The organism is Skermanella aerolata KACC 11604, from assembly GCF_000936425.1.
In the GTDB taxonomy this organism is placed as follows: Bacteria; Pseudomonadota; Alphaproteobacteria; order Azospirillales; family Azospirillaceae; genus Skermanella; species Skermanella aerolata.
The window spans coordinates 16,421-29,247 of the sequence record NZ_AVFK01000006.1 but is presented as its reverse complement, the minus strand read 5'-3'; the positions used below and the strand labels follow the sequence as shown (position 1 = coordinate 29,247).

General features: G+C 62.1%; 9 protein-coding genes. 2 read left to right on the top strand and 7 right to left on the bottom strand.

Features of this window, described 5'->3' with window-relative positions:
- Nucleotides 1-183: 183 nt before the first annotated feature.
- A complete protein-coding gene (locus N826_RS42940) occupies nt 184-3,240 on the bottom strand; it encodes a beta strand repeat-containing protein (RefSeq protein ID WP_044428067.1) in 3,057 nt (1,018 codons plus the stop codon).
- Nucleotides 3,241-3,532: 292 nt separating this feature from the next.
- Here N826_RS42940 and N826_RS09555 point away from each other — a divergent pair, with 292 nt between their 5' ends.
- Both N826_RS09555 and N826_RS09550 read left to right on the top strand, forming a co-directional pair.
- The gene (locus N826_RS09555) at nt 3,533-4,153 is read left to right on the top strand and encodes a class I SAM-dependent methyltransferase (protein ID WP_044428064.1); all 621 of its coding nucleotides are present in this window, start codon (nt 3,533-3,535) and stop codon (nt 4,151-4,153) included.
- Nucleotides 4,153-5,415: a glycosyltransferase family 4 protein gene (locus N826_RS09550; protein WP_044428062.1), complete on the top strand. Its 1,263-nt coding sequence runs from the start codon at nt 4,153-4,155 to the stop codon at nt 5,413-5,415. The genes N826_RS09555 and N826_RS09550 overlap by 1 nt, the downstream gene beginning before the upstream one ends.
- Before the next feature lie 156 nt (nt 5,416-5,571).
- Here N826_RS09550 and N826_RS09545 read toward each other — a convergent pair whose 3' ends face one another.
- The 6 genes from N826_RS09545 to rfbB all read right to left on the bottom strand — a co-directional run bounded on the left by N826_RS09545 (nt 5,572) and on the right by rfbB (nt 12,796).
- Entirely contained in the window at nt 5,572-6,519 is a 948-nt protein-coding gene (locus tag N826_RS09545) for a methyltransferase domain-containing protein (protein WP_084720623.1), read from the bottom strand.
- Between the two features lie 108 nt (nt 6,520-6,627).
- The gene (locus tag N826_RS09540) at nt 6,628-8,085 is read right to left on the bottom strand and encodes a DUF2142 domain-containing protein (protein WP_044428059.1); all 1,458 of its coding nucleotides are present in this window, start codon (nt 8,083-8,085) and stop codon (nt 6,628-6,630) included.
- A 155-nt stretch (nt 8,086-8,240) separates the two neighbouring features.
- Complete coding sequence (locus N826_RS39800) at nt 8,241-9,368, bottom strand: rhamnan synthesis F family protein (RefSeq protein ID WP_084720621.1); 1,128 nt, start codon at nt 9,366-9,368, stop codon at nt 8,241-8,243.
- Nucleotides 9,369-9,903: 535 nt separating this feature from the next.
- Complete coding sequence (rfbA, locus tag N826_RS09530) at nt 9,904-10,782, bottom strand: glucose-1-phosphate thymidylyltransferase RfbA (RefSeq protein ID WP_044428057.1); 879 nt, start codon at nt 10,780-10,782, stop codon at nt 9,904-9,906.
- Nucleotides 10,779-11,711, bottom strand: coding sequence for a dTDP-4-dehydrorhamnose reductase (gene rfbD, locus N826_RS09525; protein ID WP_044428056.1), 933 nt, complete (start codon nt 11,709-11,711; stop codon nt 10,779-10,781). The genes rfbA and rfbD overlap by 4 nt, the downstream gene beginning before the upstream one ends.
- Nucleotides 11,708-12,796, bottom strand: a complete 1,089-nt coding sequence (rfbB, locus tag N826_RS09520; RefSeq protein ID WP_044428053.1) for a dTDP-glucose 4,6-dehydratase — start codon at nt 12,794-12,796, stop codon at nt 11,708-11,710. The genes rfbD and rfbB overlap by 4 nt, the downstream gene beginning before the upstream one ends.
- Nucleotides 12,797-12,827: the final 31 nt, after the last annotated feature.

Below are 12,827 nucleotides of genomic sequence, written 5' to 3'. Positions count from 1 at the left end.
CTCCAACCGTCCTGATATCGTGGACATTGGGTCATGTAAAAATAAGTCTGTTGCCAAATTTATAAAATAAAATTTGGTCCTATTCTTATTTCTAAATTTTCAATTGGATCAGTGATGCTTGCAAAGAAAAATGCCTCCCGGTTCCGTCAGGACCAGGAGGCATCTGTCGGTTTGATTTACGGGTCAGGGGTTGCTGATATGAAACCAGCTTTCCTTGACGTCGGTATGGCCTTCCACCGTGATGGTCGTCCCGTCGCTCAAGGTAAAGATGGACGAACCGCCGGTGATATTCGCTCCCGAGACAAGCGCCGAAGCGCTGTTTCCCGCGGATGAAATGCCGATCTGGTCATAATCCGGGCGGAACCCCTGGATGGTATCGTTTCCATCATTGCCGATAAGCCAGTAGATGTTGGCTCCGGTGCCGTCGTTCACCATGACGTCGTTGCCGGCGCCGCCGAATACCAGATTGGCGCCGCCTCCGGCATGGAGAACGTCGTTACCCGTGCCGCCGAACAGAGTGTCGCTGCCGTCGTCGCCGTACAGCGTGTCGTTGTCGGTTCCCCCTTCCAGCCAGTCGTTGCCGGTGCCGCCCAGTACACTGTCGTTTCCGATACCACCGAACAGGGTGTCGTCGCCGACTCCGCCGTTGAGGGTGTCGCTGCCGTCGTTGCCTTCCAGCCAGTTGTTGGAGTCGTTGCCGGTAATGACGTTGTTCAGCGCATTACCTTGTCCAAGGAACGCCGTGCCGGTCAGCGTAAGGTTCTCGATGTTGTCGCCCAGCGCGTAGGATGACGAGGTGCTGATGGTATCGGTGCCGGCGGCTGCCTCCTCGCCGATCAGCGAGCTGAGACCGCTGACGACGTAGGTGTCGTCTCCCGTGCCGCCTAGGAGGGTGTCGTCGCCCGAACCGCCGACCAGGGTGTCGTTGCCGGCGTCGCCCTCCAGCCAATTGTTGCCGATGCCGCCGCTCAGGCTGTCGTCGCCGAGGCCGCCGAACAGGGTGTCGTTGCCGCCGGCACCGTCGATGGTGTCGTTGCCGCCTTCGCCCTGGAGCCAGTTGTCCTGGCCGTTGCCGGTAACGGTGTTGGCCTGACCGCTGCCCTGGCCGAAGAAGGCCGTGCCGGTCAGCGTCAGGTTCTCGACGTTGTCGCCGAGCGCGTAGGACACCGAGCTGCTGACCGAGTCGGTGCCGCCGCCCGCGTTCTCGACGATCAGCGAGCTGGCGCTGCTGACGACGTAGGCATCGTCGCCAGCACCGCCCAGGAGGGTGTCGTCGCCCGAACCGCCGACCAGGGTGTCGTTGCCGGCATCGCCCTCCAGCCAATTGTTGCCGCCGCCGCCGCTCAGGCTGTCGTCACCGAGGCCGCCGAACAGGGTGTCGTTGCCGCCGGCACCGTCGATGGTGTCGTTGCCGCCTTCGCCCTGGAGCCAGTTGTCCTGGCCGTTGCCGGTAACGGTGTTGGCCTGATCGCTGCCCTGGCCGAAGAAGGCCGTGCCGGTCAGCGTCAGGTTCTCGATATTGTCGCCTAGCGCATAGGACGCCGAGCTGCTGACCGAGTCGGTGCCGCCGCCCGCGTTCTCGACGATCAGCGAGCTGGAACTGCCGACGACGTAGGTATCGTCGCCGGCACCGCCCAGGAGGGTGTCGTCGCCCGAACCGCCGACCAGGGTGTCGGCGCCGTCGTCGCCCTCCAGCCAGTTGTTGCCGGCGCCGCCGGTCAGGCTGTCGTCGCCGAGACCGCCGAACAGGGTGTCGTTGCCGGCGGCGCCGTCGATGGTGTCGTTGCCGCCTTCTCCCTGGAGCCAGTTGTCCTGGCCGTTGCCGGTGACGGTGTTGGCCTGATCGCTGCCCCGGCCGAGGAAGGCCGTGCCTGTCAGCGTCAGGTTCTCGACGTTGTCGCCCAGTGCGTAGGACGCCGAGCTGCTGACCGTGTCGGTGCCGCCGCCTGCCTGCTCGACGATCAGCGAACTGGAACTGCTGACGGCGTAGGTATCGTCTCCCGTGCCGCCCAGGAGGGTGTCGTCGCCCGAACCGCCGACCAGGGTGTCATTGCCGGCGTCGCCCTCCAGCCAGTTGTTGCCGGCGCCACCGGTCAGGCTGTCGTCGCCGAGACCACCGAACAGGGTGTCGTTGCCAGCGGCGCCGTCGATGGTGTCGTTGCCGCCTTCGCCCTGGAGCCAGTTGTCCTGGCCGTTGCCGGTTATGGTGTTGTTCAGGTCGTTGCCCTGGCCGAGGAAGGCCGTGCCGGTCAGCGTCAGGTTCTCGATGTTGTCGCCGAGTGCATAGGACGCCGAACTGCTGACCGTGTCGCTGCCTGCGCCGGCATCTTCGCCTACCAGCGTATTGCTGCCGTCAACAAGGTAGGTGTCGTCGCCGGCACCGCCCAGGAGAGTATCGTCGCCCGTGCCGCCGCCCAGGGTATCGTTGCCGTCCGCGCCTTCCAACCAATCGTTGCCGGCGCCACTGGTCAGGCTGTCGTCGCCCAGACCACCGAGCAGGGTATCGTCGCCGAGACCGCCGATCAGAGAATCGTTGCCGTCTTCGCCTTCGAGCCAGTTGTCCTGATCGTTTCCGGTGATGACGTTGTTCAGGTCGTTGCCCTGGCCGAGGATCGCCGTTCCGGTCAGCGTCAGGTTCTCGACATTGGCGCCGAGATCGTGGTCGACCGAGCTGATTACCGTATCGGTGCCGCCCCCGGCGCTCTCCGTGATCGTCGTGCCCGCATCGTCCACTTCGTAGGTGTCGTCGCCGGCGCCGCCGATCAGCGTATCGTCCCCGCCGCCGCCGATCAGCGTGTCGTTGCCGTCCTCGCCTTCCAGCTGGTCGTCGCCCAGGCCACCCGACAGGGTATCGTCGCCCAGACCGCCGGCCAGCGTATCGTTGCCGCCGAATCCGAAGATCTGGTCGTTGCCGGCACCACCATGAAGGGAATTTGCGCTGCCGCTGCCTGCAAGCAGATTGTTGCCGTCGTTTCCGGATACCGCCAAGTCGCCCACGTCGCCGACCACGACCGCCTGATAGCCGTCCGGGAGCACCGTGGACGATTGTCCGCCGGCGGAGGTCAGCTCGACCACATTGAGGATGTCCGCAACTGCCGGCGCTACCGACTCACCGACCGACGCAGGCACCAGATTACTTGCCGAAAACCCCAGATCCGAGAATGCCTTGGTCAGAATATCGCGGTCGACGTCACTCAGCCCCGATCCGTCCACATATACGCCACCCGGTAACGTCGCCATGACTCAGCCTCAATTGCATAGATCAATAGGTTCGAGAAGAGGTACCACTATCGATCAGTACTTACAACTGTGAGATTGATACGCCCGCATGTCTGCCAGGATGCCGGGATGAAATATGACAGTAAAGATTGAAAATCTAGTCGAGGGCTACCTGACTTTACCTAACCGGATATGTGAACTGCGGACCAGGACCGATTCTTACGAAATTGTTCAGAATTTCAGCTTACAACCCGTTCCGGCTTACTGTCATAGCATCTCGTGGGTTTAATCCTCCCTCCCTTTGGACCGATGAATGTCACAATCGCCGCTTCCCCGGCCAGCAAGTCATTTCTCGTCCGGCTCGCCCGGGGACAAGACCAGGATCGTTCTTCATGTCGGCTGTGGCCGGCGCAATCCGCAGAAGCTTCATCCTGAATTCCGGGGTCCGGAGTGGCGGGAACTACGCCTCGATATCGATCCGGCCGCAAATCCCGACATCGTCGCCACAATGACCGCGATGGATGGCGTCGGATCGCTGTCGGTCAATGCGGTGTGGTCTTCGCACAGCCTCGAGCATCTGTATCCGCATGAAGTTCCCGTGGCATTGGGCGAGTTCCACCGCGTGCTCGGACCCGGCGGCTTCGTCCTGATCACCGTGCCCGATCTCGTCAGCATCGCCCGGTACATCGCCGAGGACCGGCTGGACGAACCGATCTACGTATCTCCGGCCGGACCCATAGCCGCCATGGATATCCTGTTCGGCTGCCGGGCGCTCCTGAAGCGAAACAGGACACATATGGCCCACCGTACGGGGTTTTCCCCCAAGACGCTCGAAAGCGCCCTGGCTTCCGCCGGATTCGGGGACATCACCGTCCGGACCGATACCCGCTTCAACCTGTGGGCCGTCGGACACAAGCGGGGGGTGGAAGGCTGATGCGCCTTCTCTTCATCCATCCGAATTTTCCGGGCCAGTACAAGCACCTCGTGGAGCATTTCGCCGGACGCCCCGACTACGAAGTCGTGGCCATCGGCGCTCAGGAAAAGGTCGAGCCGGCCGAATCGTCCCAGGGCATTCGGCTGATCCGATACCCCACCACCGCCGGTGCATCGCCGGCCACCCATCACTATATCCGCGGATTCGAAGCCGGCGTGAGGCGCGGGCAGCGTGTCGCGCGAGTGGCGATGGACCTCCGCCGCGAAGGGTTCGTTCCGGATGTCATCTGCGTGCATCCCGGATGGGGAGATGGCCTGTACCTGAAGGATGTGTTCCCCGACAGCAAGGTCCTTGGTTTCTTCGAATTCTTTTACCGGCCGTCCGGCAGCGACGTCGGATTCGATCCCGAGTTTCCCATCACCTTCGACGATATCTGCCGGGTCCGCACCAAGAACGGCGTCATCCTGCAAAGCCTGGAAAGTTTCGACTGGGGAGTAGCACCGACCGCGTGGCAGCACAGCCAGCATCCGGCACCCTATCGGAACCGCATCTCGACGATCTTCGACGGCATCGACACGGATTTCGTCCGCCCACGTGCCGGCGCGCGGATCCATCTGGATCACCGGGGGTTCGCCCTCGGCGATACCGACGAGGTGTTGACCTTCGTGAACCGGAACCTCGAGCCGTATCGGGGCTTTCACAGCTTCATGCGCGCTCTTCCCCTCATCCAGAAGCGGCGCCCGCGTCTCCATACCGTGATCGTCGGCGGCGATGGCGTAAGTTATGGCCGGGCGCCCCTGGACGGCTCGTCCTGGAGACAGGTCATGATGCGTGAGGTGGGGCAGGGGCTCGACATCTCCCGGGTCCACTTCTTTCCGAAGCTGCCATACCGGAGCCTGATATCGCTGTTCCAGGTATCGTCCGTGCACGTCTACCTGACCTACCCCTTCGTCCTGAGCTGGTCGATGGTGGAGGCGATGTCGGCCGGGTGCGCGGTCATCGGTTCCCGCACGGCGCCGGTCCAGGAAATCATCAGGGACGGAGAAAACGGGCTGCTGGTGGACTTCTTCTCGCCGCCGGGAATCGCCGATGCGGTCGACGAGATCCTGGACGAACCGAACCGGGCGCGGAAGCTCCGGGACCGGGCACGCAGGACCGTCGTCGAACGCTACGACCTCCGCACGGTCTGCCTGCCCCGCCACGTTTCGCTCATTCACGGCCTGCATGCCGGCATCCTGCCGGGCGCAGCCGCCCCGGCCTGATCCAGCCGTGAAGCGGGCAAGTGCGCCGGCAGCCGGAACGATGCCGAAGCACCACCCCGCCGGGTCCAGCGTTTCCGCAATGATGAAGGGGGCCGCCGGGGATGAAGGGGATCGCCGGAGTGCTGTTCTAGAAGGGGATCTACCTTCCTTGTTCCCTCATTCCGGATAGAAGTTGCTGATCACGTCATCGAGCTGAACGTCCCAGGACAGGTGCGAGCCTCCGGTCCGTTCGACCAGCACAGCCGATTCGGCGAACCCGGCACTGCTTTCTACGTCTTTCCACTGATCGAGATAATAGAAGGGTATCGGAACCATTTCGTAGGCGAGGACCTTGTCGACGATCCTGAAGCCGGTCTTCTCGTTGAACAGGGCCGACCAGGCATCTCCCGAGAACCTCCAGAAGTCCCATGGCATATCGTGCATGCCGAGCATCTGATGGGTCTGGATCAGCGCCAATGCCCCGGGCCGCATGACTTTGTTCATCTCGAGAGCGACTTTCCAAGGCATGAACAAGTGCTCGAAGACCTTGTTGGAATATATTACGTCGATGGAGCCGGAAGGAACATATTTGCTCAGGTTATGGGCATCGCCGACGATATCGACATTCTCACCGTCCATGATATCCAGGCCGATATATTTCTTGGCAGGAAAATATCCACGGTAGTTTCGGCCGGATCTGGCGCGCGATCCGATATCCAGTACCGTTTTGAACTCATCCGGCTCGATCATGGACATGAACTTGTTTATCAGGTGGTTGGCCGGGTTGCGCTTGAGGAAACGCTGTTCGGCTTCGCCGGAAGTCAGGAAGAAAGTGGAGCCGTCTTCGAAAACGGCCTTCATCGAGAAACCTGGAATGAATACTTCATCGAACAGATAATCGATTTCGAAACCGATATCCGGCGCAACCTGTGCCGAAGGATAATACATGTTGATCTTGGAAGCCTCGATGACATTTCCCATCATGTCGCGCAGGTACAGTTTCGCCAGGACTCGATCCGGGCAGTGTATCCAGCCTCTGACAACTATGTATCGATTAAGTTTCGTGTAAAAATCGATCGACCAATCTACGTCCATGTCGGTGAGGATGTTCGGTCCGTGTTTCACAGAATCATATCCCTGATTGAAAGGCTAAGATCGGTACGCCGGGATTTCGGCCGGAGACCGGCTGAGGAGCGCGGTGGCCTTACTGAGATGGCCAAGGCATCCGGGGCGTCAGGACTGAAGATAGTAGCGAGACAGCACCTGCCATACCATTACAGGTGAGGTCACCAATGGAAACGCCGTCACCACCAGCCATGACAGCCGGGCGAGGCCGGTGGTCCGGTCGCCGGAAATTGCGACGGCTGGCGGAAGAGTGGCCAATAACAGGGCGGGAACGAGGAAGTAACGGCCCTGAACGCCGTCCACCATGACATCGCCGGGCGCTGTCCAGGTCAGGTACTGAATGCCGAAGATGCCTGCCGCCGATCCTCCAAGTGCGATGATGGCGACGGCGATCCAGCTCCAACGGGAGTTTTGCGGGCACCTGCCGGCCTGCGACAGGCCGCCAAGCAATCCGGCGGCAAGGACGATCCAGGCGAGCTTGTGGAACCAGCGCGGGATCCCGACATCGAGCCAGCCGAGCTGGCCGACGAATTCGTTCAGGTAGCCAAAGCCTCTTCCCGAGAGGGTGGCGAATGCTACCGAGACGATCCTGTACGGATCGTCGAGCAGCAGGCGCACCTGAAGGACCGCATCGGGCATGACGTCCGAACGCTCCATGACGACTTGTGCCATGACGGCGGCAAGGCCAGCCCACGCCGCGGTCAGGCCGAAAATCGTCAGCGCGCTCAGCCGGCGCGCAGCCGGTGCCACACCGGGCAGGACCAGCGGCAGTAGGGCGAAAGCCGCGTAAGGCGGCCGCGCCGTCGCGATCAGCGCCAGCGCCAGCGTCAGGACGGCCACGGCATGCCGGAAGGGTGGAGCGCCGTTCTGGACCATGCGCACGGAAATCGCCGCTGCCAGGGCGGCAAGGCCGATCATCGGACCGTCCTGTGATACCGATGCCATAAGCGAAAGCCCCATCGGCAGAGCCAGCACGGCGAGCAGCAACGGCGCCGCCCTGCCGGCCAAGAGGGTGCCGGCCGTGCCAAGCGCCATGGAGCAGAGGCCGCTCAGCAGCCGGGACAGGTAAAGCGTATCGACGATCGACAGGCCGGCCGCCTTGCCGATCAGGATGCCGATCGCCGACGGCAGGTAGAAGAAAGGCGGGTAGACGGCGGTATTGGGGAAATGCTGTTCGACCAGTTCCCCGCTCCAATGAGCCATGCCCGCCTGGGCGAGCATGCCGCTGGTGAACTTGTTTTCCCGGTTGCTGAAAACCGGGGAGAACGGGCCATAGGCGGCCCGGATACCGATTTCCGTTGCGCCGCCGCTTCGAAACTCCGAATAACGATACCCGATCGGATGTCCGCGGCTGATCTGCTCCGCCCGTAGGAAATGAGCCGGTTCGTCCGGATTCTGGAATGGAGGCATGACCAGGGTCATGAGGCAGACTGTGAACCACAGGGCCGCCAGACCGGCTACCGTCAGCAGTCCGGGAAGCAAACCGTCCAAACCTTGCCGGCGGTGAAATCCATCGAACAGATCGGACTGCGATAGCGCATGAAGGAAAGATGCTTCGGCGGCCATGGGCTTCTTTTCTGAATCGAAGGCTGGGGCACGGCAAATCGTGGATGGAACGAAGTCCCGCCAGGAGCGCTTCTTTCCATGAGGGTCGTCACCAGCCGTGCTTGTACGCTTCACGTATTCAGGTGAAGCTCCGTCAGGTTCCGCCCCCGAAGGCATTAGATGCTGCGCTTACGAAGCGTCAGCTCGAGATGCTGAACGATCAAATCGGTATCATAGTCGCTGACGTTGTTTATGACGCGTTCCCAATAGATCAGGTATGGAACTTCAGCGGGATTTTGTTGAAGCAGGTCGCGCTTGATGAAGGGACACCGCATGTGATCGATCATGTAGTCCCAGAAGAAATGCGTTCCGTTCAATGGAATCCCGGCGTTGATCGCGTGAAAAAGCATGATCAGGTAATTCCGCTGAACCGGGTCGATCATGATTTCACGTCTCGATTCAGCCTGGAATGCCTTGGCAAGACTGATGCCGGTGGACCTATCAGCCTGATCGACTTCCAGAACCCGGTACCGCCTGATCGTATCGACGACCGCTTCGGCTGCCTGACGATAGGGGTAGGCGGCGCGGCAGCGCAGGCCGGCCCTTCTGAGCTGACGCGTGAACCCAACCTCGTAGATCTGGACTATCCAATCTTTTGTCTGGAGATACTTGAGTTCCGACCAGAACTTCTCGAACTGCGGATGGGCCAGGGCTTTTTTGTGGATCAGAAGAAAATAGCTTTGCAGATGAAAGGAGAAGGACCAGCTGTCGGTGATGCTCCAGATATCGGCGACATCGGCATCCATCGCTCCGATGACGCCGGAGAGTTCCTGAAGTGGACCGTATACGCTGTCATTTGCCAGGATGAGCGCATCGAGCTTCGCAATATCCGGTATCAAGGAAATACCTTCCTTGTAGGCGCCGAAATCATAGCCGACGTTGCGCCGCCGCACGACGATCGCACAAAGGGGGATCAAACGATCCACCGCGTCGGCAAGCAGTTTTGGAGAATTGCTGACGAAGATGATCCTGAAGCCGTTTTCCACCAGCTTGGTCAATTGAAACTCGACGAAGTCGTGCAGCACCCCTCTTCTGTCATAGTGAACAAAAACGACGACTTTTCCACCCTCGGCGGCGAGCGGTTTGTTGCCTTCCCACCGATCGACTATGTAACTGTTCCGTCTAACATAGCTGATTGCATAGTCGATCGATCCGAGCAGGGATTTCGCCCATGACGCCATCATGAGAATTGGCGATTTCAGCCAGCCGGGCGATAGCGACAGAATTTTTCTGGTTATCTTCATGATCACCTCAAGATCGCTTCGGCGTCCGCGACCGCACGTCGGCGCGTGTGGCAGTGGGTAGCCACGAGTGCGGGTGTGCGTTCAAACCAGGGCGATTGGTGTTCCCGCGGATTTTTGGGCGCATCGGTGTTCCGGCGAAGCGGAACTCTTGCCCAAGGCCGGCGAACGGCTCGCCGGCCGCCCGCTGCGGCGGGGAGCGTGCTTGCGCGGGGAAGGATTTTCATGAGGGTGTGCGACGAGCGGCTTCGGCCATCCTCCCGTTCCATCGGTATAGACCGGGAGTATCAGGTCCTTGGTACGCTTCGGCTGATCAGTATGCATCCGCTTCACTACAGGCGATGGTTTTATGCCAAAAGACCTAGCAACTTCATATGCTGGAGGAAAGGCATTTACATTCGGATGTATGATAATCGGCCGAACTAGTTAATTTTTCATAAGGATGTTGCCGCCATACGCCGGGACGGCGCTTCCGTCGGGAACCGGCCGGCTGATGGGAAAGATCGACTGCCCGAGATGCGCCAGGCAGTGCGGCCCGTCAGGCCGCCGCGTCCTCCAGCAGGGAAAGGATGTATTTGCCGTAGCCGCTCTTGCTCAAGCCTTCACCCAGCCGCTGAAGCTTGGGACCGTCGATGAAGCCCATGCGGAAGGCGACTTCCTCGACGCAGGCGATGCGCTGGCCCTGGCGCTTCTCGATAGTCCGGACGAACTCGCCAGCCTCCAGCAGGGATTCGTGGGTGCCCATGTCGAACCAGCAGAAGCCGCGCCCGAGCTGTTCGACCGAGAGCTGGCCGCGATCGAGATAAGCGGCGTTGACCGAGGTGATCTCCAGCTCGCCCCGGGCCGACGGCTTGACCGACGCTGCGATGTCGACGACTTGGTTATCGTAGAAATAGAGGCCCGTAACCGCCCAGTTCGAGCGTGGCTTGACGGGCTTTTCCTCGATATGCATGGCGCGGCCGGTCGCATCGAAATCGACGATGCCGTAGCGGTTCGGATCTCCGACGAGATAGGCGAACACCGTGGCGCCCGCCCTGCCGCTTTCCCCCGCAGCCTGAAGCTTTTGGGATAAGCCGTGGCCGTAATAGATATTGTCGCCCAGGATCAGGGCACAGCTGTCGCCGCCGATGAAGTCCCTGCCGATGATGAAGGCCTGCGCCAGTCCGTCGGGAGAAGGTTGGACCTGATAGGTCAGCTCGATGCCCCACTGGCTGCCGTCTCCCAGCAGTCCCCTGAACTGGGGCTGATCGTGCGGCGTGGTGATGATCAGGATTTCACGGATGCCCGCCAGCATCAGGGTGCTGAGCGGATAATAGATCATCGGCTTGTCGTAGACCGGCAGGAGCTGCTTGCTGACGACGTGGGTAACCGGATAGAGCCGGGTGCCGGAGCCGCCGGCCAGGATGATGCCTTTCATGTCACTGGCTCCACTAAGGTTTCACAAAGCCGCGCGACACAGGGTGCGAGACTGTCCTGCCAAGCCGGGGCGGCGATGCCGTAGACCGCGTGCAGGCGCCCGCAGTCCAGCACCGAATTCGCGGGGCGTGCGGCCGGCGTCGGATAGTCGGTGGTGGCGATCGGCCGCAGGAGCGGTGCCGGATGTCCATGGCGGGCGGCGAGCCTGAAGATCTCCTGGGCGAAACCGTACCATGTGGTCGGTCCCGTGCCGCTGAAATGGAAGGTTCCGTACAGGTCGCTGCCGGCGCCGGGTTCCACCATGCGCACGGCCATGGCGACCAGCGCGCCGGCGATGTCGGCGGCGGCGGTGGGGCAGCCGTGCTGGTCGGCAACGATGCCCAGCTCCGGCCGCTCCCGGCCCAGGCGGAGCATGGTCTTGACGAAGTTCTGGCCGTGCGGGCTGTAGACCCAGGCGGTTCTGACGATGGCATGGCGTGGTGCGGCGTCCCGCACCGCCTGATCGCCTTCCGCCTTGCTGGCGCCGTAGACGCTGACCGGGGCGATCGGATCGTCCTCGCGGTAGGCGTGGCCGACCGCACGCCCGTCGAACACATAGTCGGTGGACAGGTGGATCAGCGGTGCGCCGGCATGGGCACAGGCCTCGGCGACGTGGGACGCTCCGTCGCGGTTGACCGCGATGGCCGCTTCCGGCTCGCTCTCCGCCCGGTCCACGGCTGTATAGGCCGCGGCGTTGATCACGACGGCGGCGCCGCTTGCCGCGACGATCCTGTCCACGTCACGCCGGACGGCTATGTCGCCCTCGGCACGGCCGGCGGTGCGGACGGTCCAGCCTGCGGGCAGGATCGCTTCGCGCAGGCTCGTCGCTACCTGACCCTGGCTGCCGAACACCAGGATGGTCCGCGTGCTCGCCTGGCTCCCCTCGCTCACGATGCCACGGCCTCCAGCCGGCGGAGCGGCTGCGGTGCCGCCCCCAGGCCCAGACGCTGGCCGTCGTAGACGCCGGCGCGGAGCGGCTGCCACCAGGCCTGGTTGCCCAGGAACCACTCGATGGTCCGGCGCAGGCCTGTTTCGAACGTGACCTGAGGCTCCCAGCCCAACTCGCGCCTGATCTTGGAGGCGTCGATGGCGTAGCGCAGGTCGTGGCCCGGACGATCCGTCACATAGGCGATCAGTTCGCGGCGCGGCTTCGCCACCGGCAGCATCTCGTCCAGCGCGTCGCAGATGGCGTGGACGACTTGAAGATTGCTGCGCTCGGCGTTGCCACCGACATTGTACTTTTCGCCGACCTTGCCGGCGGTGACGATCCGCCACAGCGCCGAGGCGTGGTCCTCGACGAACAGCCAGTCGCGCACGTTCTCCCCATTGCCGTAGACCGGCAGCGGCTTGCCTTCCAGCGCGTTGATGATGATCAGCGGGATCAGCTTCTCGGGGAAATGGAACGGCCCGTAGTTGTTGGAGCAGTTGCTGACGACGACCGGCAGGCCATGGGTATGGTGCCATGCCCGGACCAGATGGTCGGCCGAGGCCTTGCTCGCCGAATAGGGCGAGTTGGGCGCATAGGCCGTCTCTTCCGTGAACAGGCCGGTGGAGCCCAGCGAGCCGTAGACCTCGTCGGTGGAAACGTGATGGAAGCGGAACGCCCCCTGGCGCCAGTCCGGCAGGGCGGACCAGTACTTGCGGGTGGCTTCCAGCAGGTGATAGGTGCCGACGACGTTGGTCTCGATGAAGACGCCGGCTCCCTCGATCGAGCGGTCGACATGGCTTTCCGCCGCCAGGTGCATCACGGCGTCCGGCTCATGCGTCGCGAAGACGCGGTCCAGTTCGGCCCGGTTGCAGATGTCGACATGTTCGAACACCGCCCGGTCGCCGTCCACGATGCCGCGGAGCGTATCGGGGTGGGCCGCGTAGGTCATCTTGTCCAGGCAGACGATCGATGCGCCGGTGTTGTTGAGCACGTACCGGCAAACCGCCGATCCGATGAAACCGGCGGCACCGGTGATGATGATCTTCATCGCTCGATATCCATTAATCGGGGCGGAAATC

Excerpts from the sequence above, each read along its gene's own strand:
- N826_RS42940 (WP_044428067.1), bottom strand. The coding sequence starts at position 3,240 with ATGGCGACGTTACCGGGTGGCGTATATGTGGACGGATCGGGGCTGAGT.
- N826_RS09555 (WP_044428064.1), top strand. The coding sequence starts at position 3,533 with ATGTCACAATCGCCGCTTCCCCGGCCAGCAAGTCATTTCTCGTCCGGC.
- N826_RS09550 (WP_044428062.1), top strand. The coding sequence starts at position 4,153 with ATGCGCCTTCTCTTCATCCATCCGAATTTTCCGGGCCAGTACAAGCAC.
- N826_RS09540 (WP_044428059.1), bottom strand. The coding sequence starts at position 8,085 with ATGGCCGCCGAAGCATCTTTCCTTCATGCGCTATCGCAGTCCGATCTG.
- N826_RS39800 (WP_084720621.1), bottom strand. The coding sequence starts at position 9,368 with ATGAAGATAACCAGAAAAATTCTGTCGCTATCGCCCGGCTGGCTGAAA.
- rfbA (WP_044428057.1), bottom strand. The coding sequence starts at position 10,782 with ATGAAAGGCATCATCCTGGCCGGCGGCTCCGGCACCCGGCTCTATCCG.
- rfbB (WP_044428053.1), bottom strand. The coding sequence starts at position 12,796 with ATGAAGATCATCATCACCGGTGCCGCCGGTTTCATCGGATCGGCGGTT.